Origin of the sequence: Yinghuangia aomiensis, assembly GCF_039542225.1 — a bacterium.
In the GTDB taxonomy this organism is placed as follows: Bacteria; Actinomycetota; Actinomycetes; order Streptomycetales; family Streptomycetaceae; genus Yinghuangia; species Yinghuangia aomiensis.
Genome location: NZ_BAABHS010000018.1, coordinates 43,326 through 68,439 on the forward strand (window position 1 = coordinate 43,326; position 25,114 = coordinate 68,439).

22 protein-coding genes, 1 pseudogene and 1 riboswitch are annotated in these 25,114 nt (G+C 72.4%); of the genes and pseudogenes, 19 read left to right on the forward strand and 4 right to left on the reverse strand.

Annotation, left to right across the window (positions count from 1 at the left end):
* Positions 1-10: 10 nt before the first annotated feature.
* Complete coding sequence (locus ABEA93_RS24430) at positions 11-1,555, reverse strand: threonine/serine exporter family protein (protein ID WP_345677880.1); 1,545 nt, start codon at positions 1,553-1,555, stop codon at positions 11-13.
* Positions 1,556-1,734: 179 nt separating this feature from the next.
* Positions 1,735-2,583: a DUF2470 domain-containing protein gene (locus tag ABEA93_RS24435; protein ID WP_345677881.1), complete on the reverse strand. Its 849-nt coding sequence runs from the start codon at positions 2,581-2,583 to the stop codon at positions 1,735-1,737.
* Positions 2,584-2,745: 162 nt separating this feature from the next.
* On the opposite strand from ABEA93_RS24435, the gene rpsD reads away from it, so the two are divergent.
* The 7 genes and pseudogenes from rpsD to ABEA93_RS24470 all read left to right on the forward strand — a co-directional run bounded on the left by rpsD (position 2,746) and on the right by ABEA93_RS24470 (position 10,114).
* Positions 2,746-3,354 carry a 30S ribosomal protein S4 gene (gene rpsD, locus ABEA93_RS24440; protein WP_345677882.1) on the forward strand — a complete coding sequence of 203 codons (609 nt, stop codon included), beginning with the start codon at positions 2,746-2,748 and terminating at the stop codon, positions 3,352-3,354.
* 384 nt (positions 3,355-3,738) lie between these two features.
* Complete coding sequence (locus ABEA93_RS24445) at positions 3,739-4,167, forward strand: DUF948 domain-containing protein (protein WP_345677883.1); 429 nt, start codon at positions 3,739-3,741, stop codon at positions 4,165-4,167.
* Between the two features lies 1 nt (position 4,168).
* Positions 4,169-4,684, forward strand: a complete 516-nt coding sequence (locus ABEA93_RS24450) for a DUF6167 family protein (protein ID WP_345677884.1) — start codon at positions 4,169-4,171, stop codon at positions 4,682-4,684.
* On the forward strand, positions 4,684-7,353 hold the full coding sequence (alaS, locus tag ABEA93_RS24455; protein ID WP_345677885.1) for an alanine--tRNA ligase: 2,670 nt from the start codon (positions 4,684-4,686) through the stop codon (positions 7,351-7,353). The genes ABEA93_RS24450 and alaS overlap by 1 nt, the downstream gene beginning before the upstream one ends.
* Before the next feature lie 76 nt (positions 7,354-7,429).
* Positions 7,430-7,879, forward strand: a pseudogene (ruvX, locus tag ABEA93_RS24460) (Holliday junction resolvase RuvX); the annotation flags it as partial.
* Between the two features lie 250 nt (positions 7,880-8,129).
* Complete coding sequence (gene mltG / locus ABEA93_RS24465; protein ID WP_345677886.1) at positions 8,130-9,272, forward strand: endolytic transglycosylase MltG; 1,143 nt, start codon at positions 8,130-8,132, stop codon at positions 9,270-9,272.
* A 5-nt stretch (positions 9,273-9,277) separates the two neighbouring features.
* A complete protein-coding gene (locus ABEA93_RS24470; RefSeq protein WP_345677887.1) occupies positions 9,278-10,114 on the forward strand; it encodes a shikimate dehydrogenase in 837 nt (278 codons plus the stop codon).
* A 42-nt stretch (positions 10,115-10,156) separates the two neighbouring features.
* Here the strand turns inward: ABEA93_RS24470 and ABEA93_RS24475 are convergent, their stop codons facing one another.
* Entirely contained in the window at positions 10,157-10,834 is a 678-nt protein-coding gene (locus tag ABEA93_RS24475; protein ID WP_345677888.1) for a prepilin peptidase, read from the reverse strand.
* A gap of 341 nt (positions 10,835-11,175) precedes the next feature.
* Between ABEA93_RS24475 and aroC the strand changes: the two genes are divergently transcribed.
* The 6 genes from aroC to ABEA93_RS24505 all read left to right on the forward strand — a co-directional run bounded on the left by aroC (position 11,176) and on the right by ABEA93_RS24505 (position 15,847).
* Entirely contained in the window at positions 11,176-12,360 is a 1,185-nt protein-coding gene (gene aroC, locus ABEA93_RS24480) for a chorismate synthase (RefSeq protein WP_345677889.1), read from the forward strand.
* A 73-nt stretch (positions 12,361-12,433) separates the two neighbouring features.
* The gene (locus tag ABEA93_RS24485) at positions 12,434-13,048 is read left to right on the forward strand and encodes a shikimate kinase (protein ID WP_345677890.1); all 615 of its coding nucleotides are present in this window, start codon (positions 12,434-12,436) and stop codon (positions 13,046-13,048) included.
* A complete protein-coding gene (gene aroB / locus ABEA93_RS24490; protein ID WP_345677891.1) occupies positions 13,045-14,151 on the forward strand; it encodes a 3-dehydroquinate synthase in 1,107 nt (368 codons plus the stop codon). Before ABEA93_RS24485 ends, aroB begins: the two co-directional genes overlap by 4 nt.
* A complete protein-coding gene (gene aroQ / locus ABEA93_RS24495) occupies positions 14,148-14,597 on the forward strand; it encodes a type II 3-dehydroquinate dehydratase (RefSeq protein WP_345677892.1) in 450 nt (149 codons plus the stop codon). The genes aroB and aroQ overlap by 4 nt, the downstream gene beginning before the upstream one ends.
* 74 nt (positions 14,598-14,671) lie before the next feature.
* Positions 14,672-14,816, forward strand: a riboswitch (cobalamin riboswitch).
* 42 nt (positions 14,817-14,858) lie between these two features.
* On the forward strand, positions 14,859-15,077 hold the full coding sequence (locus ABEA93_RS24500; protein ID WP_345677893.1) for a CbtB domain-containing protein: 219 nt from the start codon (positions 14,859-14,861) through the stop codon (positions 15,075-15,077).
* A gap of 20 nt (positions 15,078-15,097) precedes the next feature.
* On the forward strand, positions 15,098-15,847 hold the full coding sequence (locus ABEA93_RS24505) for a CbtA family protein (RefSeq protein ID WP_345677894.1): 750 nt from the start codon (positions 15,098-15,100) through the stop codon (positions 15,845-15,847).
* A gap of 73 nt (positions 15,848-15,920) precedes the next feature.
* On the opposite strand, the gene ABEA93_RS24510 is transcribed toward ABEA93_RS24505, so the two are convergent.
* Positions 15,921-18,050: a trypsin-like peptidase domain-containing protein gene (locus ABEA93_RS24510; RefSeq protein ID WP_345677895.1), complete on the reverse strand. Its 2,130-nt coding sequence runs from the start codon at positions 18,048-18,050 to the stop codon at positions 15,921-15,923.
* A 440-nt stretch (positions 18,051-18,490) separates the two neighbouring features.
* Here ABEA93_RS24510 and ABEA93_RS24515 point away from each other — a divergent pair, with 440 nt between their 5' ends.
* The 6 genes from ABEA93_RS24515 (at position 18,491) to ABEA93_RS24540 (ending at position 25,041) form a co-directional block, all read left to right on the forward strand.
* Positions 18,491-19,624, forward strand: coding sequence for an alpha/beta hydrolase (locus ABEA93_RS24515; protein ID WP_345677896.1), 1,134 nt, complete (start codon positions 18,491-18,493; stop codon positions 19,622-19,624).
* 124 nt (positions 19,625-19,748) lie between these two features.
* Positions 19,749-20,864, forward strand: a complete 1,116-nt coding sequence (locus ABEA93_RS24520) for an aminopeptidase P family protein (protein ID WP_345677897.1) — start codon at positions 19,749-19,751, stop codon at positions 20,862-20,864.
* Positions 20,865-20,922: 58 nt separating this feature from the next.
* Entirely contained in the window at positions 20,923-21,489 is a 567-nt protein-coding gene (gene efp / locus ABEA93_RS24525) for an elongation factor P (protein ID WP_345677898.1), read from the forward strand.
* A complete protein-coding gene (gene nusB, locus ABEA93_RS24530) occupies positions 21,489-21,917 on the forward strand; it encodes a transcription antitermination factor NusB (protein WP_345677899.1) in 429 nt (142 codons plus the stop codon). Before efp ends, nusB begins: the two co-directional genes overlap by 1 nt.
* 137 nt (positions 21,918-22,054) lie before the next feature.
* Complete coding sequence (locus ABEA93_RS24535; protein WP_345677900.1) at positions 22,055-23,560, forward strand: MFS transporter; 1,506 nt, start codon at positions 22,055-22,057, stop codon at positions 23,558-23,560.
* Entirely contained in the window at positions 23,557-25,041 is a 1,485-nt protein-coding gene (locus ABEA93_RS24540) for a pyridoxal phosphate-dependent decarboxylase family protein (protein ID WP_425585073.1), read from the forward strand. Before ABEA93_RS24535 ends, ABEA93_RS24540 begins: the two co-directional genes overlap by 4 nt.
* Positions 25,042-25,114: the final 73 nt, after the last annotated feature.

The window sequence follows — 25,114 nt, forward strand, 5'->3', positions numbered from 1 at the left end:
GGCCGGGCCGTCAGAACCCGCGGGTCCGCTTCGCCGCCGCGCGCTTGGTGCTGCCGACGCCGCGCTGCGGGGCGGGCAGTACGAAGCGGGCGACCTCACTTCCCAGGTTCACCCCGACCGCGAGGGCCAGGGCCAGGCCCGCCGCGTTGGTCAGGCCGATCCAGCCGCGGTCGGTGTGGCCGAGCGCGAGCCCGAGCAGGCCTTGGTATATGGCGCTACCGGGCAGCAGCGGCCCGATCGACGGGATGATGTACGGCAGCGCGGACGTCCGCCCGGCCCGTGCCAGCAGCTGTCCGAGCAGGCCCACGACGCCGGTGGCGGTGACGGTGGCGAGGATCGGCGACGCGCCCGCGATCCGCAGCACCTCGAAGATCGACCAGCTGCACGCCCCGCCGATCAGCGCGATCACGAGCGCCCGCGGCCGCACCTGCACCAGGACCGCGAACGTGAGCGACACCCCCGCAGCGGCCAGCAGCTGCACGAGCGGGCGCGACGTCGGGTAGAACGAGCCCTCGATGGTCAGGTTCACGCCGAGCCGATTGCCGGCGTACAGCATGATCGAGACGCCGCAGATGATGCCGATGATCAGATAGAAGACTTCCAGGAGCCGGGCGGACGCGGTGATGTAAAAGCCCGTCAGGCCGTCCTGCACCGCCGCGACGAGGGCACGTCCCGGCAGCAGCGCGAACAGGCCACCGGTGACCACCGCATAGGGCTGCACCCCGATATCGGCCTTGATCAGCCCCACCGCCGTCGCTGCCGCGGGCATCGCGGCCAGCACGAACTGGTAGAACTCCGGCACCCCGCGCTTGGCCAGCCCCTGCGCCAGCTTCTCGCCGAGCATCGCCGCGAAGAACGCCGCACACGCCACGACCGGGCCACCGCCGACCAGCACGCTCGCCGTCGCCGCGATCCCGCCCGTCGCGACCAGCACCAGCCACACCGGATAGGGGTGCCGGTTGCGGCGGATCTCCGCCAGCCGGTGGTACGCGTCCTCCAGCGTCAGCTCGCCGGTCGTGATGTCCTCGACCAGCCGGTGCGCCTCCGCGAGCCGGTTGAAGTCCGTCGCCCGCCGCCGCACCACCCGCTCGCTGGTCACCGGCGGGTCGACCAGCGACGGCTGGTAGGAGAGCGTGAGGTTGGTGAACGTCACGTTCGGCGTGCACCGCTCCAGCCCGTAGGCGTCGGTGATGCCGAGCATCGCCGCCTCGACGTCCTCGCCGCCCTCGCCCGACGCCAGCAGCAGTTCCCCGGTCCGCAGCGCCAAGTCGAGCACGCGCGGCACCGACACGCCCGGCTCGGCCTTCTCCGGGGCGAGTGCGGGCGACCCGGCACGCAGCCGGGCACGCAGCCGGTCCTGCCACGGCAGCGTCGACATGGGCGTCGGATGCCACGGCATCCGCACCGGGATTTCGCCGGTCCGGACGGACTCGTCCTCCCGGTCGTCCGTGCCGGGCCGGTTCGCCGAGGGTGCCGTTCCCGCCGAAGGCCGGTTCCGCCCGCGAGGGCCGTCCGTGCCGTCGGCGGTGCCGGGCCGCCGCGGGCGCTCGAACACCGCTTCCGTCCTTCCGCATCGATCGTTGCCGGGAGTTGCGCCGCACCGCGGATGATCTACGGAGACAGCTTCCGATCAATCGGAACACGACGACAGGCCGAATCCAAAACGCGCCACGGCACCGGCGCGGCATGGCTGTGCCGTCCCTGCGGAAGACCTGTGGGCAGCCTGGGCCGTGTCTAGCGCTCCCCGGCCGCCCGAGCGCAGCCGCCCGGGCCTTCCGGGCCGCGGACCAGGGCGCGCAACGCCTCGCCCAGCGCCGCGGGTTCGGCGACCGGGGCGCGGAACTCGAAGCGGACGTCGCGGGTGGCGTCCGCGGTGCTGCACCGCAGGCGGATGCCGTGCCGGTCGAGGGCCACCGGCACGGCCTGCGCGCCGGGCCCGCACGCGCCGACCCGCACGCACAGCCGGAGGAGTTCGTCGGCGTGCGCGCCGGCCAGGTGCTGGAGGAGTTCGGACTCGTGTGCGGCGAGCGGGTCGGGGGCCGCGGCGGCGTACTCGTCCGGTTCGACGTGTTCGGCGCCCCACAGGTCGTCGACGAGGACCTCGCCCGGTTCGAGGCGGACGACCGCGCCGCTGCGGCCGCCGCCGAACGCCAGCATCGCCGGGTCGGGCGCGACCGCGGCGAGCCGTGCGGCGGCCTGCCCGAGGTCCGCGCCGACCGGGACGCTCAGCCAGCCCGCGATCCAGCAGTGCGCGCGCACCCGGTGCGGCACGGCGACCGGCGCCACGTCCACCAGGTGCAGCACCGCGGCGATGTCGTCCCGTGCGGTCAGCACGGCGGCGCCGATTTCCGGCGGCAGGAGCAGCAGCACCGACCCGTCGGGCTCGACCAGGCGGGCGGCGGGAACAACCTGCTCTTCGCCGATGCTGCCGGGAAGGTCGAGGACCGCGGACGCGGCGTGTGCGGCGAGCGTGCGGCAGCGGGCGGCGGCGTCGGGCCGGACGGAGGCGGTGTCGTCGGGGCAGCCGGCGGCGGAGGCGGCGGTCGTGTCGGCGGTGCGGGACGGCGGCGTGGACGGGCTCATACGGCGGCTCCTGGGGGCTCCTGGCGAGGGGCGGCGCGTCCGGCGGGTCGGTGCCGGGATCCGGGGATCCGGGCGGGCTTCCCCCCGAGACGCCGTGGCATTAAGGTTAGGCTTACCTAAGAAGGCCGCGGCTGGCAAGTACCCACCGAACCGGAGGACCCGTTGAACCAGGCCCGCCCCAAGGTCAAGCGCAGCCGTGCGCTCGGCATTGCGCTCACCCCCAAGGCGCAGAAGTACCTCGAGAACCGGCCCTACCCGCCCGGCGAGCACGGCCGCGGCCGCAAGCAGTCCTCCGACTACAAGGTCCGGCTCCTGGAGAAGCAGAAGCTGCGCGCCCAGTACGACATCAACGAGACCCAGATGCGCGCCGCGTTCGACGCCGCCCACAAGCACCAGGGCAAGACCGGCGAGGAAATGGTCGTCTCGCTCGAACGCCGCCTCGACGCGTTCGTGCTCCGCGCCGGCTTCGCCCGCACCATCTACCAGGCCCGGCAGATGGTCAGCCACGGCCACTTCGAGGTCAACGGCGGCAAAGTCGACCGGCCCAGCTACCGGCTCCGCCCCGAGGACGTCGTCGCCGTCCGCGAACGCAGCCGCGACAAGCCGCTCTTCCAGGTCGTCCGGGCCGGCGGATTCGCCGCCGAGAACACCCCCAAGTACGTCCAGGCCAACCTGCCCGCGCTCGCCGCCCGCCTCGACCGGCTCCCGCAGCGCCGCGAAATCCCGGTGATCTGCGACGAACAACTCGTCGTCGAGTACTACTCGCGCTGACCCGAACGGCTGCCCCGAAGGCAGCCCGAACCGCGGCCCCGAAGAAGGCCCGGAAGACGGCCCGAAACACCGCCCGGCAGGCCGCCCGCACCGCACGGCGACGCACCCGAGGGGCCCGCTCCGCACCCGGAGCGGGCCCCGCGCCGTCTCCCCGCACGGCACGGACAACCCTCGCCATAAGCAGCGATTCCCCGCCCCCGGGGCCGCGCGCGGCAAGTGCGCCGCACCCCGCCCGGCCGGTAGTGTCAGGCGACCCTGCCGCCGCGTCGCGGTAGGGTCGGGTTCCCGGGCCGCCGGTGCGGCAGTGCCCCGCATGGTCCCGGTGACGCCCTCTCAAACAGGCAGTCCGCCGTTGCTTTTCGGCCGTCGAAGGAGCGCAACAAGGTGTCGGGTGGCGAAGTCGCGCTGATGATCATCGCGACGTTCTGGGCGATTCTCGTCGCCTTCCTCGCGCTGGTGCTGGTCAAGCTCGTGAAGGTGCTCAAGGAGGCCACCCGCCTGGTCTCCGACATCGCCGACCGCACCCCGCCCCTGCTGGACGAGATGACCGATGCCGTCCGGGCCACGAACGCCCAACTGGCCCGCGTCGACCAAATCGCCGGCAACGTCCAGACCATGTCGACCAACGCGACCGCGCTGTCCTCCACCGTCGCCGCCACCCTCGGCGGCCCGCTGGTGAAGACCGCCGCGTTCTCCTACGGCGTCCGCCGCGCCCTCTCCGCGCAGCAGCGCGCCGAACTCGCCAAGCGCGTCCGCGCCACCGCCCGCGCCGAACGCGTCGCCCGCCAGCGCGCCGCCCGCGGAAGGAGCTGACATGGCCCGCATCTTCTGGATGGCCGTCGGCGCCGGCGCCGGCATGTGGGCCGCCCGCAAGGTCAAGGACAAGGCGCACAAGTACACGCCCGAAGGCGTCGCCGACAACGTCACCGGCATCGGCGACGCCATCCGCTACTTCGCCGACGAAGTCCGCGCCGGCATGGCCGAACGCGAAGCCGAGCTCTACCGGGCCATCGGCGCCGACGTCACCGCCGCCGCGGCCCCGCCCGCACTCCCCGGCGGACCCGGCATCCGCGCCCTCCCCGGCGCCCGCACCCCGTACCGTGGACCGGACCGCCACGCGGCCGACCCCTACGGCGACCCGTACGATGCCGACCCGTACGACCGGTACGACGGCCACCCGGCCCACCCGGCCGACCAGGCACGCGAGTACGACCGGTACGACAACCAGCAAGGCTTCCGCCTCGGCATCCCCGGGGCCGCAACACCCCCCGCACCCACGCAGCATGTCCGCCGGCGAGGCGGCAGGTACGACCGGAAGGACCGACGCTGATGGATTCCGCAGAGATCCGTAGCCGCTGGCTGCGCTTCTTCGAGGAGCGCGGACACACCGTCGTCCCCTCGGCGTCCCTCGTCGCCGACGACCCGACGCTGCTCCTCGTCAACGCCGGCATGGTGCCCTTCAAGCCGTACTTCCTCGGCGAAGTGAAGCCGCCGTTCCCGCGCGCCACCAGCGTCCAGAAGTGCGTCCGCACCCTCGACATCGACGAGGTCGGCAAGACCACCCGCCACGGGTCGTTCTTCCAGATGTGCGGCAACTTCTCCTTCGGCGACTACTTCAAAGAACGCGCCATCACCCTCGCCTGGGAACTCCTCACCTCCCCGGTCGGCGACGGCGGCTACGGCCTCGACCCCGAACGGCTCTGGATCACCGTCTACCTCGACGACGACGAGGCCGAGACGATCTGGCGCGACAAGATCGGCATCCCCGCCGAGCGCATCCAACGCCTCGGCAAGAAGGACAACTTCTGGTCCATGGGCGTCCCCGGCCCGTGCGGCCCGTGCTCGGAGATCAACTACGACCGCGGCCCCGCCTACGGCGAAGAAGGCGGCCCCGCCGTCAACGGCGAGCGCTACCTCGAGATCTGGAACCTCGTCTTCATGCAGTTCGTCCGCGGCGCGGGCATCGGCAAGGACGACTTCGAGATCCTCGGCGACCTCCCGGCGAAGAGCGTCGACACCGGCCTCGGCCTCGAACGCCTCGCCACCATCCTGCAAGGCGTCGACAACCTCTACGAGATCGACACGTCGCGGATGATCCTCGACCGCGCCGCCGAACTCACCGGCCACCACTACGGCGCCGACCTCAAGTCCGACGTCTCCCTGCGCGTCGTCGCCGACCACATCCGCACCGCCGTCATGCTCATCGGCGACGGCGTCGTCCCCGGCAACGAAGGCCGCGGCTACGTGCTGCGCCGCATGATGCGCCGCGCCATCCGCAACATGCGCCTCCTCGGCGCCCAAGGCCCCACCATCCGCGAACTCGTCGAAACGACCATCGACGCGATGGGCCCGCAATACCCCGAACTCGTCACCGACGCCAAGCGCATCGACACGATCGCCGTCGCCGAGGAAGCCCGCTTCCTCGACAAGATCGTCACCGGCACCTCGATCCTCGACACCGAGATCGGCAAGACCAAGGCCGCCGGCAGCGACGTCCTCCCCGGCGCCGCCGCATTCACCCTGCACGACACGCACGGCTTCCCGATCGACCTCACCCTCGAAATGGCCGCCGAACAAGGCCTCGCCGTCGACGAGGACGGCTTCCGCCGCCTCATGGCCGAGCAGAAGCAGCGCGCCAAGGAAGACGCCCGCGCCAAGAAGCACGGCCACGCCGACGTCTCCGCCTACCGCGAGGTCGCCGACACCTCCGGCGCCACCGAGTTCACCGGCTACACCGCCGACGAAGGCGAGGCCACGATCGTCGGCATCCTCGTCGACGGCGTGCCCGCACCCGCCGCCCACGAAGGCGACGACGTCGAGATCGTCCTCGACCGCACCCCCTTCTACGCCGAAGGCGGCGGCCAGCTCGCCGACACCGGCCGCATCCGCGTCGAAGGCGGCGCCGTCGTCGAGATCCGCGACGTCCAGCAGCCCGTCCCCGGCGTCAGCGTCCACCGCGGCACCGTCCAGGTCGGCGAAGTCACCGTCGGCGCACCCGCATACGCCGTCATCGACACCGACCGGCGCCGCGCCATCGCCCGCGCGCACAGCGCCACCCACCTCACCCACCAGGCGCTCCGCGACGCCCTCGGCCCCACCGCCGCCCAAGCCGGCTCGGAGAACGCGCCCGGCCGCTTCCGGTTCGACTTCGGCGCGCCGTCCGCCGTCCCCGGCACCGTCCTCACCGACGTCGAGCAGAAGATCAACGAAGTCCTCGCGCGCGACCTCGACGTGCAAGCCCAGGTCATGAGCATGGACGAAGCCCGCAAGCAGGGCGCCACCGCGATGTTCGGCGAGAAGTACGGCGACCGGGTCCGCGTCGTCACCATCGGCGACTACAGCAAGGAGCTGTGCGGCGGCACGCACGTCCACAACACCGCCCAGCTCGGCCTCGTCAAGCTCCTCGGCGAGTCCTCCATCGGCGCCGGCGTCCGCCGCGTCGAAGCCCTCGTCGGCCAGGACGCCTACCACTTCCTCGCCCGCGAGCACACCATCGTCAACCAGCTCACCGACGTGGTGAAGGGCCGCCCCGAGGAACTCCCCGAGCGCGTCGCCGGCATCGTCGCCAAGCTCCGCGAAGCGGAGAAGGAAATCGACCGGATGCGCGCCGCCCAGGTCCTCCAGGCCTCCGGACAGCTCGCCGCCGACGCCGCCGACGTCAACGGCACCGCCCTCGTCGCCCACCGCGTCGCCGACGGCACCACCACCGACGACCTCCGCAAGCTCGCCCTCGACGTCCGGCAGCGCCTCAACGCGCGCGCCGCCACCGTCGCGGTCGTCTCGGTCGTCAACAACAAGCCCATGGTCGTCGTCGCCACCAACGAAGCCGCCCGCGAACGCGGCATCAAGGCCGGCGAACTCGTCCGCACCGCCGCGCAGACCCTCGGCGGCGGAGGCGGCGGCAAGGACGACGTCGCGCAGGGCGGCGGCGCCAACCCCGGCGCCGTCGAAGAGGCCCTCGCCGCCGTCGCCCGCCTGGTCGCCGAGCGGACGGCCTAACTTTGCGAACACCGGCGCAGGGCACGCGGATAGCGCGCCGCCGCCCCTGGACACCGGTACCTGTGGGGAGGTACCGATGAGGAGAGGAGTCCGCGTCGCGGTCGACGTCGGCGACGTCCGTGTGGGCGTCGCCGCCTGCGACCCCGACGGCCTGGTCGCCACGCCGGTCGAAACCGTGCCCGCCGGGCGCGGCGCCGTCCGGCGCATCGCCGACCTGGTCGCCGAACGCGACGCCGTCGAGGTCGTCGTAGGGCTGCCCCGCAGCCTGTCCGGACACGAAGGCGCCGCGGCCGGCAAAGCCCGCGACTTCGCCGCCCGGCTCGCCTCGGCGATCGCCCCGGTCGGCGTACGCCTCGTCGACGAACGGCTGACCACGGTCACCGCGACCCGCGACCTGCGCGCCTCGGGCGTACGGGGCCGCAAGGCCCGCACGGTGGTCGACCAGGCCGCGGCCGTGGTCATCCTCAACTCCGCGCTGGAGACCGAACGGTCCTCCGGCCGGCCGCCCGGCCTGGCGGTCGAGGTTCCCGGCGTGGCAGCAACGGGAACCGGAACCGCCGGCGGCGCGACTCCGCACCCGGAGGCGCCACCCGCAGGACAGCGCCACCCGGACGCCGACCCGCAAGCCGCGCCACCCGGCCGGCCCGCGAAGAAGCCCCGCCGCAAGAAGGCCCCGAGCGACGCCTCCGCCCCGGAGACGCCCCGCGAGGACGCCGCGCACCACCCGCATGCCCCGTCCCCGGCCCCAGCCCCGACCCAGGCGGAGACCACCCCAGATGAGTGACCTCGGACTGACGATGGACACGGAGCCGCGCAGTCGGCGCCGGGCCAAGAACGGCCGGTCCCGCGGCCGCAAGAAGGACAAGCGCGGCCGCAGCGGTTGCGCGGTGTTCATCGCGTTCGCCGTCGTCATCAGCCTGCTCGGCATGGGCGGGTGGTACGCCTACGGATTCGTGAAGGACCGTTTCGGCCCGCCGCCGGACTACAGCGGCACCGGCGACAACGGCAGCACGATCGTCGTCGTCGTCAAGCCCGGCTGGGTCGCCTCCAACATCGGCAACGAGCTGAAGCGCGCGGGCGTCGTCAAGAGCGTCGACGCGTTCACCAAGGCCTACACCGGCGACAAGCAGCAGCGGAACATCGAAGCCGCGGCCTATGTGATGAAGAAGCACATGTCCGCGAAGACCGCCTTCGAGTTCATGGTCGACCGCAAGAACCAGTCCAAGGTGACGATCCCCGAAGGCACGCGCAAGAAGCGGGTCTACGAGATCCTCGCCAAGCAGATGCAGCTGCAGCCCGCGGACGTCGAGAAGGCCGCCGCCGACCCGTCGATCGGCCTGCCCGCGTGGGCGAACGGCCAGATCGAAGGCTTCCTGTTCCCGACGCAGTATCCCGTCGCGCCCGGCATGAACCCGGTCGACGTGCTGCGCGACATGGTGACCAACGCCAAGAACAAGTTCACCGCGTGGAAGCTCGAGGAACGCGCCACGGCCCTCGGCAAGTCGCCCTACGACATACTCACCATCGCCAGCCTCGTGCAGGCCGAAGCCCGGCACGACGACGACTTCGGCAAGATCTCCCGGGTCATCTACAACCGCCTGACATCCAAGATGCCGCTCGGCTTCGACTCGACGATCAACTACGGCCTCGACCGCAACAACATCGTCGTCACCACGGAGATGACCAAGCAGGACACCCCGTGGAACACGTACATTCGCGCGGGCCTGCCGAAGACGCCAATCGACAACCCCGGCAAGCAGGCCATCGACGCCGCGCTCGCGCCGGCCGACGGCAAGTGGCTGTACTTCGTGACCGTCAACACCGACACCGGTGAGACGAAGTACGCCGAGACCGCCGCCGAGCACGACAAGTACAAGAAGGAATTCGACGCCTTCATCAAGCAGAAGAACGGCGGCTGAACCACGTGACCGACCAGCACCACCGGGCCGCGGTGCTCGGCTCTCCGATCGCCCACTCGCTGTCCCCGGTCCTGCACCGGGCGGCGTACCGGGCGCTCGGGCTCGACGGGTGGACGTACGAAGCGCACGAGGTCGACGAAGCCGGGCTCCCGGCTTTCGTCGCCGGCCTCGACGCGTCGTGGGCGGGCTTGTCCCTCACCATGCCGCTCAAGCGCGCGATACTCCCGCTGCTCGACGAGGTGTCGGCGGTCGCGACGGACGTCGAAGCCGTCAACACGGTGCTGTTCGGTGCGGACGGGCGGCGGACCGGGGACAACACCGACGTCCCCGGCCTGGTCGCCGCGCTCCGCGAACGCGGGGTGGAGAAGGTCGACTCGGCGGCGGTCTTCGGCGCCGGCGCGACCGCGACGTCGACGCTCGCCGCGCTGCGGTCGGTATGCACGGGCCCCGTCCGGGCCTACGTGCGCGGCGCGCTGCGGGCGCAGGAGATGTTCGAGGCCGGGGAACGGCTCGGCGTCGAGATCCAGATCCGGCCGTGGGAGGACGCCCGGAAGGCGTTCGACTATCCGCTGGTGGTGTCGACCACCCCCAAAGGGGCGACCGATCACTTGGCCGACGATGTTCCCGGCTCGGCCGGTGTGCTTTTCGACGTGGTCTACGACCCGTGGCCGACGCCTTTGGCGGCGGCGTGGTCCGCGGCCGGCGGGAAGGTCGTCGGCGGACTGGATCTGCTGGTGCACCAGGCGGTGCTGCAGGTCGAGCTGATGACCGGCCGGCCCGGGCCGCTCGCGGAGATGCGGGCGGCGGGGGAGGCGGCGTTGCGGGCACGGTCCGCGGGCTGAGTTTCTTCGTGGTGACGGCCGACGGCGTTGTGCCGTCGGCCGTCACCATGTCCGGTAGGCCTCGGTCAGCTCGGCGCCGAAGAGGATTCCGCCGAGGGCCCCGAGGAGCATCCAGGGCCCGAAAGCCAGTGGTGTGTCGAGGCGTGCCCTGCCCGAGGCCAGCATGAAGGCCGCGGTCGTGCCCGCTCCGACGAATGAGAGGGCGGCTCCCGCGATCAACTCGCCCCAGCCGAGCCAGGAGAGGTGCAGGCCGAGAACGGCGGCCAGTTTGACGTCGCCGAAACCGAGCGCGCCGCGGCGGAAGACGGCCAGCGCGAAGTGGTAGGCGGCCAGGACGATGGCGCCCGCGAGAGCGCGGACGTACGAGCCGATTTCGTCGACGGCGAGCGCTTCGATGCCGAGCAGGCTGAGGCCCGCGAGGAGTATCGCGCCGGTGACGATGTCGGGCAGGCGGAGCGTGCGCAGGTCGACGAGGGCCAGGACGACGCCGCCGGCCGCGAGGGCGAAGAACGCGACCAGGTCGAGACCGGGGCCCAGGCGCCAGGCCAGCGTGGTGAAGAGCACGGCGGTGACGGCGCCGAGGGTGAGTGCGGCGGGGGCGTGGCTGCGTGCGGGGACGGCGGACGGGCCCGCGGACGCGAGGCGGTCGGCGGGGGAGCGCAGGGCGCAGCCGACCGCGAAGCCCACGGTGGCGCAGAGGAGAGACGGTCCGAGTAACACGGGTCAGAGATTACGGTGGATGAGCGTCAGGATGCGGTGAGTTATCCACAGGGGCGGGTTTCGTGTTCGACACTCGCAAACCGCGGCCGCGAGACTCCTCATGTCGGAGATATCCGATGGCGGCGGGGGCGGGGGAGGGGCTTTCGACGCGAGACCGACTTCCGGAGATGGTGGGAGGAGGGAGGGCCCTGTGTCGTGTTCGGCGGACCGCGCTCGTCCTTTCCGTCCATCCCTCGGACGTCATCACAATCCCCGCCCCCCGGCATGAAAGGATCAGGGCAGGAACCCCCGCCACCGAGCGGGCTCCCCGGCAGTCGCCGGGCCGCACTGGAGGAACACCGTTGGGCAACTTGCGCTGGCTGACCGCGGGCGAATCGCACGGTCCCGCCCTCGTCGCAACCCTGGAGGGCCTCCCCGCCGGGGTCCCCGTGACCACCGAGGCCGTGGCGGACGCGCTTGCGCGCCGGCGGCTCGGTTACGGCCGCGGGGCGCGCATGAAGTTCGAGCGGGACGAGGTGACGTTCCTCGGCGGCGTGCGGCACGGGCTGTCGCTCGGCAGCCCGGTCGCGGTCATGGTCGGCAACACCGAGTGGCCGAAGTGGGAGCAGGTCATGTCGGCCGACCCGGTCGACGAGGACATCCTCGCGGGTCTCGCGCGCAACGCGCCGCTGACCCGGCCCCGCCCCGGGCACGCCGACCTCGCGGGCATGCAGAAGTACGGCTTCGACGAGGCCCGCCCGATCCTGGAACGCGCGAGCGCCCGCGAGACCGCGGCCCGCGTCGCGCTCGGCGCGGTCGCGTCGTCGTTCCTGGAGGCCGCGGCGGGGATCCGCATCGTGAGCCACGTCGTCGAGTTCGGTGCCGCGAAGGCGCCGAGCGGCGTCGTCCCCACGCCCGACGACACCGAGCGCCTCGACGCCGACCCGGTGCGCTGCCTCGACGCCGAGGCGAGCGCGGCGATGGTCGCCGAGGTCGACGCCGCGCACGAGGCCGGCGACACGCTCGGCGGTGTCGTCGAGGTCCTCGCCTACGGCCTCCCGCCGGGTCTCGGCAGCCACGTCCACTGGGACCGGCGCCTCGACGCGCGGCTCGCCGCCGCGCTCATGGGCATCCAGGCCATCAAGGGCGTCGAGGTCGGCGACGGCTTCGACCTGGCCCGGGTCCGCGGCTCGCAGGCGCACGACGAGATCGTCAACACCCCCGACGGCGCCCGCCGCACCTCCGGCCGTTCCGGCGGCACCGAAGGCGGCATGTCGACCGGCGAGGTGCTGCGCGTCCGCGCCGCGATGAAGCCGATCGCGACGGTGCCGCGCGCGCTGGCCACCTTCGACGTCCGCACCGGCGAGGTCGCGCAGGCCCACCACCAGCGCTCCGACGTCGCCGCGGTCCCCGCGGCCGGCATCGTCGCCGAGGCCATGGTCGCGCTCGTGCTCGCCGACGCCGTCACGGAGAAGTTCGGCGGCGACTCGGTCCCCGAGACCCGCCGCAACCTCACGGCGTACCTCGACGGCCTCGCCATCAAGTAGCCGCCTCCGGGCCCGGGCACCCCGCCCGGGCCCGCCGCGGAACCGCAGAATCGGCAGAATCAGGGGAGTTCCGATGGACGCACGCCCCGCCGCACACCCCGGCCCGGGGCCCGTCGTCGTCCTCGTCGGCCCGCCCGGCGCCGGCAAGACCACGGTCGGGATACTGCTCGCCGAGCACTACGGCGTCGTCTTCCGGGACACCGACGCGGACATCGAGCAGACCGCCGGCAAGCCCATCCCCGACATCTTCGTCGACGAAGGCGAGCCGCACTTCCGCGCCCTCGAGCACCAGGCCGTCGCCGACGCCCTCGCCGGCCACCCCGGCGTCCTCGCCCTCGGCGGCGGCGCCGTCATGGACCCGGCGACCCGGAAACTCCTCGCCGACCACCCCGTCGCCTTCCTCGACGTCGAACTCGCCGACGCGGTACGCCGCGTCGGCCTCGACGCGCCCCGCCCGCTGCTCATCGGCAACCCGCGCGCCCGCTGGCGGGAACTCATGGACCAGCGCCGCCCGCTGTACGAAGAAGTCGCCACGGTGATCGTGCCCACCGCCGGGCGCACCCCCGCCCAGGTCGCCGTCGCCGTCGCCGCGGCCCTCGCCGAGGGCGCCTCCGCGGAGCCGGGCACGCCGCAGCAGAACGACCGCCCCGGGGCAGACCCCGCGGACCACAAGGACCAGGAGCGATGAGCGCAACCAGCGAACCCGTCCGCATCGCGGTCGGCGCCGAAACCGCACCCGACAGCGAGCGGTACGAAGTCGTCGTCGGCACCGGCCTCCTCGGCGAACTCGCCGCGATGCTCGGCCCGCGCGTCCGCCGCGTCGCCGTGATCCACCCGGAAGCGCTCAGCGTCGCCGGCGAAGCCGTCCGCGAAGACCTCGCCGCGCAGGGCTACGAAGCCATCGCCATCCAGGTCCCCAACGCCGAAGAGGCCAAGGACGTCCAGGTCGCCGCGTACTGCTGGTCGGTTCTCGGCCAGACCGGCTTCACCCGCTCCGACGCGATCGTCGGCATCGGCGGCGGTGCCACCACCGACCTGGCCGGCTTCGTCGCCGCGTCCTGGCTGCGCGGCGTCCGCTGGATCGCCATCCCGACCACGCTCCTCGGCATGGTCGACGCCGCCGTCGGCGGCAAGACCGGCATCAACACCGCCGAAGGCAAGAACCTCGTCGGCGCGTTCCACCCGCCGGCCGGCGTCCTCGCCGACCTCGCGACCCTGGAAACGCTGCCCGCCAACGACTACATCAGCGGGCTCGCCGAGGTCGTCAAGGCCGGTTTCATCGCCGACCCGGTGATCCTCGACCTCATCGAGTCCGACCCGGCCGGGGCGCGCACCCATGCGGGCCCGCACACCGCCGAACTCATCGAACGCGCCATCCGGGTCAAGGCCGACGTCGTCACCAACGACCTCAAGGAATCCGGCACCCGCGAGTTCCTCAACTACGGCCACACCCTCGGCCACGCCATCGAGAAGGCCGAGCGCTACAAGTGGCGGCACGGCGCCGCCGTCAGCGTCGGCATGGTCTACGCCGCCGAACTCGGCCGCCTCGCCGGCCGCCTCGACGATGCCACCGCCGACCGGCACAAGACCGTCCTGGAGGCCCTGGGCCTGCCGCTCACCTACCGCGGCGACGCCTGGCCCAAGCTCCTCGACAGCATGCGCATCGACAAGAAGTCGCGCGCCGACAGGCTCCGCTTCGTCGTCCTCGACGGCCTGGCCAAGCCCGCCATCCTCGAAGCGCCCGACCCGGCCATGCTGGCCGCCGCGTACGGCGAGGTGGCGCGCTCGTGACCGCCCCCACCCGCGTCCTCGTCCTCAACGGCCCCAACCTCGGCCGCCTCGGCAGCCGCGAGCCCGACGTGTACGGCTCCACCTCGTACGCCGGCCTCGTCGCCGCCTGCGAGAAGACCGGCGTCGAACTCGGGTTCGCCGTCGAGGTCCGGGAGACCAACGACGAAGGCGAAATGATCCGCTGGATCCACGACGCCGCCGACGCGCGCACTCCCGTCGTGATCAACCCCGGCGCGTTCACGCACTACTCGTACGGCCTGCGCGACGCCATCGCGCAACGCACCGCGCCGCTCATCGAGGTGCACATCTCCAACCCGTACGCCCGCGAGGAGTTCCGGCACACCAGCGTCGTCGCCGCCGTCGCCACCGGCACGATCGCCGGCTTCGGTATCGGCTCGTACCAACTGGCGTTGCGCGCCCTCGCCGACCAACTCGCGCAATCCTGAGGCAACTTCCGTCGCCGCACCGGTAGGGGGGCGTCGGGCCGCATGTCGTCGAGCACGCGCTGTTATTGACGACATGTAGCCCGAACCCCTACGGTGCGAACGACATCGCGATGCTGTGGGGAAGCCGGTGGGAATCCGGCGCGGACGCGCCACTGTGATCGGTATGGCACGAGCCCCGGCAACGCGGGCACCGTGACCAGCCGTCAGTCAGACCCTCCACGTCGCGCACCACCAGCGGGCGCGTGCCCCGAAGGAGGAACCATGGCCACGGCTGCCATCCCCACTCCCCATGCCGAACCCGTCCCCGTGCGCATTCCGGTGCGCGAAGTGCTGCCCTGGGCGGCCTTCATGGGGGCTGTGATGCTCTTCCTCATCTACTTCGTCGGCGCCGAGCAGGGCGCACTGGCGATCTTCTCCGGAAACGGCGTGCACGAGTTCGTGCACGACGGCCGGCACCTGCTCGCGTTCCCCTGCCACTGACGGCCCCGGGGAACCGCCTGATGATGCGCAACCTGCTGGTCCGCGGCATGCTCACCGGTGTCGCGGCCGGCCTCCTCGCCTGGGTGTTCGCGTGGGTCTTCGGAGAACCCGAAGTCCGCCACGCCATCGCTTTCGAAGAGCACCAGTCCGCCCACGACCACGCCGCCCAGGGGCATGCGGGCGGACACGACGAATCCGAACCGGTCAGCCGCGCCGTGCAAAGCACCGCCGGCCTGCTCACCGGGGTCACCGTGTACGGGATCGCGATCGGCGGGCTCTTCGCCCTCGTGTTCGCGCTCGCCTACGGCCGACTCGGACCCTACGGCGCCCGCGCCACCGCCGGGATCGTCGCCGCCGTCGGCTTCGTCGCCGTCGTCCTCGTGCCCTTCCTGAAGTACCCCGCGCAACCGCCCGCGGTCGGCGACCCCGACACGCTCACGGAACGCACGGTCTCCTACTTCGGGATCATCGCGATCAGCATCGCCGTCGCCGTCGGCGCGGCTTATCTGGCACGGCAGTTCGCGCCGCGGTGGGGGACGGGCAACGCCGTCCTCGCGGCGATCGCGGCCTACGTCGTCGCCATGGCGTTGATCGCCCTCGCCCTGCCCGCCGCGGACGCCGTCCCGGAGGGCTTCTCCGCCAGTGTGCTGTGGCGGTTCCGCATGGCCGCCCTGGGCGTCCAGGCGGTGCTGTGGACCACGTTCGGCGTCCTGTTCGGCGTTCTCGCGGGCAAGGTCGTCGAACGGCCGCGGGTGGCGCTGGCTGCCTGACAGCGGTCGTGCGAGGGGCGCCAGGCAGCCGGCCTGGCGCCCCTCGGGCGTTCAGTGAACGCTCCGTGGGCCTTCAACGGGGTGTGAGCCCCAGCAACGCGGCGATGGCACCCGCGACTTCGGGCTGCGACAAGTAGGCGTCGATGTCGTGCGCCCGGTCGCGGGGATTGTCCACCGAGCATTCCGTGCTCAGCCCGGTCCACGTGCCGCGTAACGGGCAGCCGATCGCGACGCCGTCGGCGGGCGCCCAACCGTTGAACCACCGCGGCACACGGGACGGCAGGTGCGGCCCCGCGGTCGCCAGCCGCGCGTACACGGTGTCCAGGCCCAGCGGCGCGCCCACCGTCACCAGGCCGGTCACCGTCGGTCCGCCGCCGAGGCCCGCGAGGAGGTCCATGCCGACCACGGTGCCCAGGCTGTGCGCCACCAGGACGATGCCGCCGGAGGCGGGCACGGTGTCGCGTACGCAGGCCAGGACTTCGTCGCGGACGCGGGCGTCGTCCAGGAACACCGCGACGTCGCGGAACGCGGCGGCGACCACCAGGCGGTCGACGCCGGAGTGGCGGGCCAGCCAGTCCAGGGGCTTGCGGGTCACCCGGACGACCGTGCCGAGCGCGAAGCCCTCGTCCTCCTGGGCGGCGCTCTCCACGGGCATGCCCGCCTGCTCGGCGGCCTGGCCGAGCATGCGCTCGTAGAGGTCGCGCGCCGACGGCGACGCGGGGGCGGCCGCGGCCGCGGGGTCGTCGGCGACCAGGTCGAAACCGGCCGGGACCGACTCCTGCGTGCGCAGCGCGGCGGCCAGGAGGTCGCCGTAGAAGGGGAAGAAGACGTCGGCCGGGTCGACGGTGGGGAAGCCGAGGCGCGTCAGCCCGGCATTCAGGCCCGCGGTCCACTCGCGGCGCAGGTCTTCCGGCCGGTGGCCTTGCTGGCTGCGGCCATGCAGGAACACCAGTTGCCGGTCGGGGCCGAACGCGGCGGGGCGGCCGGGGATGCCGGAGAGGACCGGGGCGGCTTCGGAGGCACGGGGCGAGGGGAGCGTGGGCGGCGCGAGCGGCGGCGGGACCGCCGGCGCGGACGGGGCGGCCGGGGGCGCGCCGTCGGGGGGTGTGCCGGGGTCGGCCGCCGGAGCCGCCGGAGCCGCCGGAGCCGCCGGAGCCGGCGGGGGAGCGGCCGCGGCCGGGCCCAGTTCGGCGAGGATCGCGCGGGCGGCGTCGGTGGACGCCTGGGCGGCCAGATGGCGGACCACGACGCTGATGCGGGCGCCTTCGTTCGCGACCCAGGAGACCGCGGCGTCGCCCTGCGCCGCCGTCCAGACGCCGCCGTCGACGTTGAGCGTGCGGCCCTGGTCGTCACTGTTCGGTACGCCGCGGTGGTGCAGCGCGACGACCTCCCACTGGTCGTTGAACACCGGGGATCCGGAGTTCCCCGGCTCGGTGTCGGTCTGGTACTGCAGGAACTCGTCGAGGCGCAGCAGCAGCCGGTTGTCGCGGATGGCGATTTCCTTCAGCCGCCCGGACGGGTGGCCGACGATGTTCACCGGGTCGCCGACGACGAGCTTGCCTTCGGACGCGTCGAGCCGGTTCCAGCCGAACACGTCGCCGGCCGCGCGGCCGTCCGGGCCGGGGGCGACCGCGACCAGCGCGTAGTCGAGGTTCTCGTCCGCGGTGAAGAACACGTCGGCGGCGAAGGAGAACCGGGTGCCGGCCAGCGGCATGCCGTCCAGGCCGGTGTCGGCACCGAATTCGACGAACGCTTCGCGGGCCGTGGCGGCGTCCGGGAAGACGTGGTGGTTGGTGAGGAGGAGCCGTGGGGCGACCAGGAACCCGGTCGCGCAGGCTTGGGTGCGCCCGTCCGCGGTGGACCAGATCCGGCCCACGGTGGCGGCGGCACGCACCCCGCGCGGCAGGAACGCCGAGGACTGCAGGTCGTTGGACGCACCGATGATGCGCTCGTCGGCGACCGTCGGATTCGGTTCGGCCGCTATGGCCGAGAGGCTCTCGTCGGGCACCGCGCCCGCTTGGACCAGCCGCCGGGCGCGCCGGGCGAGGCGGTCCGGATCGTCCGGAAACCGCATGCCGTCGCGGCGGCGCTGCTCGATGCGTTCGAGCAGGCCCTGCGCCGCGCGGTAGCGCGCTCCGGCGGCGGCGGTCTGTCGTGCCAGGCGCTCGGACCAGCCTGCGCCCGCGTCGTCGTCGATGTGCATGCCGGCCACCCCCGACGTTGTCCGGATTCGGTGCTTCGCTGGGCAGTTTAGAACCGCGAGTGCCCGAAATGCCCTCGGTGAGCTGGGATTTCATTCGGACGAGTGTGGGGTCTGTGGACAGGCGCCGGGTTGTCCACAGGCCGGGCTTTTTGCGCTCGACGAGGGAAGTCGAGAGTCGCAAGACTCACGGCGTCGGAGTGATCCGACGGCGGCGGGGGTGGGGGAGGGCACCCGCAAGCTCCGGCCACGAGGCGGCGGGAGAGGGAGGGCCCGACAAGGGTGGCTGAAACTCGGCGAAGTCTCCTGCCCCCAGCGCCTGTTGCTTGACTTCTCACCCCCCACCCCAGAACCTATGCCCGACCGGTCGGTCATTCATCAACGCACGCGCACATCCCTTGAGGCCCGCCAACCCCGGGCCGACGACCACGAGGAATCCGCCTGTGAAACGCACCCTCGCCGCGTCCGCCGCCGCGATAGCCATGGCGGTCGGCGCCATTGCGACCGCGCTCGTCGGATCGCCCGCCGCCTTCGCCGACGACAACCCGCCCGCCGCCAAGCCGGTGCTGGCGAACGGCTTCGGGCTGACGCAGCTCCCGACCGCCCCGCGGCCGAACGAAGTCGCCGACACACCCTTCGACTTCACGATCACGGTGTCGACCTCCGAGGTCGCCGGCACGGCCATGAACGACGGCGGCCACCACATCCGCATCGTGCTGCCGTCCGACTACTACAGCAACCCGACCAAGCACTATCCGACGCTGTATCTCCTCAACGGCGCCAGCACCACGTCCGACCCCGCCACGTACTTCAACTACTACTCGTCGACGATCAACAGCAACGCCGGGATGATCTTCGTGATGCCCGACGGCGGCACCCGCGGCTGGTACACCAACTGGCTGAACCAGAACAGCGCGGCCGGTGCCCAGCGCTGGGAGAACTTCCACATCAACCAGGTCATCCCGTTCATCGACGCGAACCTGCGCACCACCGCCGACAAGGCGCACCGCGCGATCGCCGGGATCTCCATGGGCGGCTTCGGCGCCGTCCGCTACGCCGAGCGCCACCCCGAGCTGTTCTCCCAGACCGCGTCGTTCTCCGGCGACCTGGACCTGTCGCGCATGTCGATGGACCTGCGCATGGTCGCGGTCGTCGGCTCCGAGCTGACCTTCCCGCCCGCGGTCGGCAGCGACGACATCTTCGGCACGCCGTACCCGTTCTCGGTCAACTACCCGTTCTCCGACGTGCTGTGGAACGACGCGAGCCCGGGCGCGCACGCCGACCAGCTCAGCGGTATCGGCGTCTCGTTCTACGTCGGCAACGGCGGCGGCGGCGCGACCCCGCCGGTTCCGGGCGTCAACGACCCGTACAACCTGGCTCTCGAATGGTGGCTGCCCGGCGCCGCCGAGCACTTCAAGAACGCCCTCAACGCGGCCGGCGTGCCCTACCACTACGTGAACTACGGCGACGGCACCGGCACCGCCTGGGAAAGCTGCAAGGGCGGCCACAACGGCCTGTGCTGGAACCAAGACCTCATCGACTACATCCCGCGCCTCCAGCAGTCCTTCGGCATCTAGCGCATCCAGCGCGGCAAGAGCGTCCGGCCCCGGCCTCCCCGGCCCGGGGCCGGACGCGTCCGGTCCGACACCCCCGACCCGTCGCCTCCGCTCCTCCCCCCACGCCCGGGGTTACCCTGACGTCATGCCCGAGGCCCACGCCGTCCGTCGTGATCGGCTGCGTGCCCGTGTGGCCGCTGCCGGGGCGGACGCCGCACTGATCACGAACCTCGTCAACGTGCGGTACCTGACCGGCTTCACCGGTTCCAACGCCGCCCTCCTCGTCCACGCCCCCGTCGCCGACGGGGCCCAAGGCCGCCCCGGCACGGTCCTGTGCACGGACGGCCGCTACACCACGCAGGCGGCCGAGGAAGCCCCGGACGTCGAGGTCCTCGTCGACCGCCAAGCCGCCCCCGCGCTCGCGAAGCGGGCGGTGCGGGACGGCGCCCGGCGGCTCGCACTCGAAGAGCACGCGGTCACCGTCGAGCTGTACCGGACGCTCGGCGAGGCCGCGGAAGGCGCCGAGCGCGTCACCCTGGGCCGCGCCGTCGAAGAGCTTCGCCGGGTCAAGGACGCCGACGAGATCGCCACGCTGCGTATCGCGTGTGAGATCGGCGACCAGGCGATCGCCGAGATGATCGAGTCGATCCTGGTCGGCCGCACCGAGCGGCACATCGCGCTCGAGCTGGAACGCCGCATGGCCGACCACGGCGCCGACTCTCCCGCGTTCCCGACGATCGTCGCGTCCGGCCCGCATTCCGCGATCCCGCACCACAGCCCGGGGGACCGGCGGGTCGAGGACGGCGACTTCCTGAAGATCGACTTCGGGGCGTGCTACCGCGGCTACCACGCGGACATGACGCGCACTTTCGTGATCGGCAACGAGCCCGCCGACTGGCAGGTGGAGATCTACGACATCGTCTTCGCCGCGCAGAAAGCCGGGCGGGAAGCCCTTGCCCCGGGGGCCGAGACGTCCGCGGTGCACCGGGCCGCGCAGGCCGTCATCGAGGCCTCCGGTTACGGAGAGTACTTCCCTCATGGCGTAGGGCACGGGGTCGGGCTGGAGATCCACGAGGACCCGCGCATGGGGCCGACGACGGACGGTAAGCTGGACGCTTGCATGCCGGTCACCGTCGAGCCGGGGATCTACCTCCCGGGGCGCGGCGGTGTCCGCATCGAAGACACTCTCGTGGTCCGTCCGCCCGAGGACGGCGGGCCAGAGCTACTCACCATCACGACCAAGGAGCTGCTCGTCCTGTAGCGCTGTGCGCGATCAGGGTGGGGAGCCGGTCCGAAGCAACGCAGGAGATCCCGCACCCGTGGCCACGACCAACGACCTGAAGAACGGCATGGTGCTCAAGCTCGACGGTGGACAGCTGTGGTCCGTCGTGGAGTTCCAGCACGTCAAGCCGGGCAAGGGCCCCGCCTTCGTCCGTACCAAGCTCAAGAACGTGCTCTCCGGCAAGGTCGTGGACAAGACCTTCAACGCGGGCATCAAGGTCGACACGGCCAACGTGGACCGGCGCGGCATGCAGTTCTCGTACAAGGACGGCGAGGACTTCGTGTTCATGGACACGGAGACCTACGAGCAGCTGCCGGTCACCCCGGCCGTCGTCGGCGACGCCGCGCGCTTCCTGCTCGAGGGCTTCGAGGCCACCGTCGCGATGTACGAGGGTTCGGCGCTGTACGTCGAGCTTCCGGCGTCCGTCGAGCTGGTCATCGAGTACACCGAGCCGGGCGTGCAGGGCGACCGCTCCACCGGCGGCACCAAGCCGGCGAAGCTGGAGACCGGCTACGAGATCGGCGTCCCGCTGTTCATCACGACGGGTGAGAAGGTCAAGGTCGACACCCGTTCCGGCGACTACCTGGGCCGCGTGAACAACTAGTGGCCGGTGCCCGTACCAAGACCCGCCGCCGGGCGCTGCAGATCCTCTTCGAGGCGGATCAGCGCGGCGGCGACCCGGTCACGGTTCTGGCCGACTGGGTGGGCCGTTCGCGGACCGACCCGGACATGCCGCCGGTCGCCGAGTACACGATGCAGCTCGTCGAGGGCGTGCAGGGGCACCGGGCGCGGATCGACGACCTGATCGCGACGTACGCGGTCGGGTGGACGATGGACCGCATGCCGACGGTGGACCGCAACGTGCTGCGCCTCGGCGTGTACGAGCTGCTGTGGGAAGACGACGTGCCGGACGCGGTCGCGATCGACGAGGCCGTCGAACTCGCCAAGGAGTTCTCGACCGACGATTCGCCGCAGTTCGTGAACGGTCTGCTGGCGCGGCTGAAGGACCTCAAGCCGACCCTGCACCGCTGACCTCCGGGTCACCCGGACCGCCCCGAAGGGCGGAGACGGCTTCCGGCGCCCGCCGGGCTTCGTGCCCGGCGGGCGCCGCCGTGTTTCCGGGGCTGCAAAACGTAGTGGCAGGCGTGCCGAGGCAATACGTTCGGGGCATGGTTCCCGCCGAGGGCACCGGCGCGACGACGTCGGCCCCCGACTCCTCCGACACATCCGGCCAAACGGTCCGAATATCCGCCGATGCGCAGCCCGAGGCGCCCCCCGACGGCGCGCCGTCCGCGCTGCCCGGCGTGGTGCGGATCGGCTACGGGCTCGGTTCGTTCGGCACCGGGATCTTCGGTGCGGTGCCGGGGCTGCTGCTCCTGTACTACCTGACCGATGTGCTCGGCGTGACGCCGCTTGTCGCGGGTGTCGTGGTGTTCCTGCCGAAGGCGTGGGACGCGGTGGCCAACCCGTACACGGGCAGCCTGTCCGACCGCACCGACCACCGCTGGGGGCCGCGCCGTCCGTGGATGCTCGGCGGCGCGCTCACGCTGCCGTTCTTCTTCGCGGCGATGTTCGCGGGGCCGCCGCTGACGGGCAACTGGGCGGCGCTGTACGTGGGGTGCATGTACCTGCTGGCGGCGACCGCGTTCGCCGCGTTCCAGGTGCCGTACATCGCGATGCCCGCGGAGATCACCACCGACCACCACGAGCGGACCCGCATGATGGCGTGGCGGGTCGCGTTCCTCAGCTTCGCGATCATGCTGTCCGGCGGGATCGCGCCGCTCATCGCCGGGCACTCCGGGGACGACGACCCGGGCACCCTCGACGGGTACCGCGTCATGGGCGTCGCGCTCGGCGTGCTGCTGATGGCGGGGATGCTCGCCGCGTTCTTCACCACCGCGCGCGCCCGCACCGTCGTGCGGGCGGAAGCGGGAGAGCGTTCGATCCTCAAGCAGCTTGCGGTGGCCCGGACGAACCGTTCCTTCATGAACCTGTTCGGCATGTACGTGATCCAGGCCGTCGGCGCCGGCTCGATGCTCGCGGGCGTGCAGTACTTCTCCACCTACGTCCTCGACGACCCTTCCGCGACCACCTGGCTCTTCGCCGCGCTCGTCCTGCCGTCGATCGTCGTCATGCCGCTGTGGTCGCGTGCCGCGCTGCGGTTCGGCAAGCGCGCCGCCGCGTTCGCCGCCTCCTGCTGCTTCCTGGTCGCCGCCCTGCTGATGACGTCCGCGGACCACGTGCCCGCGGGCGTCGTCTACGGCATCACCGGCATCGCCGGAATCGGCTACGCGGGCATGCAGATGCTGCCCATGTCGATGATCGGCGACGCCGTCGCCGCCGACGCGATGGTCACCGGCAAACGCCGCGCGGGCGTCTTCACCGGCGTGTGGACGGCCGGCGAAATGCTCGGCCTGGCCCTCGGCGCCGGGATCTTCGCGCTCGTCCTGCAGGTCACCGGCTTCGTCTCGTCGGACGCCGACCACCGCGTGCCCCAGCCCGACGCGGCCCTGTCCGGCGTCCTGTTCGGCTTCACCCTGCTGCCCGCGGTCCTGCTCGTGCTGAGCATGCCGTTCATCCTGCGCTACGACCTGACCGAGGAGAAGCTCGCCGAACTGCGCGAGCGCCACACGCCCGTGCCCGCCCCGCGGGCCACCGGGGAGGACACGCCGTGACCGCACCGCCCCCCGAGACCCGCTCGGACAACGACGCCGACGCCAAGGCCTCCGCCGCCGGGATCCTCGCCGACCTCGACGCGCTGCGCGGCGCCGACCTGCCGGTCTACGGCGGCCGCACGCTCGCGTACGTCTACGACGCCGGCCTCGGCCCGGAGACCGCCGACCTCGCCGAACGCGCCTACGCCGCCATGGCCGGCGTCAACGGCCTCGACATGACCGCGTTCCCGAGCGTCGTCGCCTTGGAGAACGACGTCGTCGGGACCACCGCCCGCCTCCTCGGCGGCGGCCCGGACACCGCGGGCACATTCACCTCCGGCGGCACCGAGAGCTGCCTCCTCGCCGTCCTCACCGCCCGCGAACACGCCCGCGCCACCCGCGGGGTGACGGACCCTCAGCTGGTCCTGCCGGTCACCGCGCACGCCGCGTTCCGCAAGGCCGCGCACCTCTTCGGCCTGGACGTCGTCGACATCCCCGTCGACCCGGAGACCTTCACCCCCGACCCGGACGCGATGGCCGCCGCGATCACCGACCGCACCGCGCTGGTCGTCGTCTCCGCGCCGTCCTACCCGCACGGCGTCCTCGACCCGGTCGCCGCCGTCGCCGGGCACGCCGCCGCGCGCGGCGTCCTGTGCCACGTCGACGCGTGCATCGGCGGCTGGCTCCTCGGCCACGCCCGCCGGCTGCCCGGCAGCGCGATCCCGGACTTCGGGCTCGCGGTGCCCGGCGTGACGTCGCTGTCCGTCGACCTGCACAAGTACGCGTACACCCCGAAGGGCGCCTCCGTCGTGCTGTTCCGCGACGCCGAGCTGCGCCGCCACGGCTACTTCGCCTCCGCGTCCTGGCCCGGCTACCCCGTCGTCAACGCGACCCTGCAAGGCACCAAGTCCGCCGGGCCGCTGGCCGCCGCCTGGGCGGTCCTGCGGCACATCGGCGACGCGGGCTACGCCGACCTCGCCGACCGCACCCTGCGCACCGCGGCCGAACTCCGCGCCGGCATCGCCGCGATCCCGGGACTGCGCATCCTCGGGGAACCCGTCGGCTCGCTCCTCGCGGTGGCGAGCGCCGATCCGGCCGTGGACGTGTTCGTCGTCGCCGACTGCCTGCGCGCGCACGGCTGGTACATCCAGCCGCAGCCCGGCGTCGGCGGCCTCCCGCGCACCGTCCACCTGACGGTCACCGCGGCCGCCGCGGGCAAGACCGCCGGACTGCTCGACGCCCTCGCCGCGGCCGTCGCCGAAGCCCGCACCCTGGGCCCCGCCGAGGCCGACCCGGGCCTGGTCGAAGCGGCCGCGCTGATCGACCCGGCGGCGCTCACCGCGGCCGAGTCCGCGGCGATCCTCGAACTCGCCGGACTCGGCGGGGGAGGGGCGATGCCGGAGCGCATGGCCCCGGTCCTCGCCCTCCTCGAACAACTGCCCGCGGCCCTGGCCGAACGGCTCCTCCCGGACGTGATCGGCGGCCTGTTCCGGCTGCCCTGACGCCCCGAACGGGCGCCGCGCGTCCGACGCGCCCACCCGGGAGGAGCGCACCCGCACCCCACCCGGCACAATC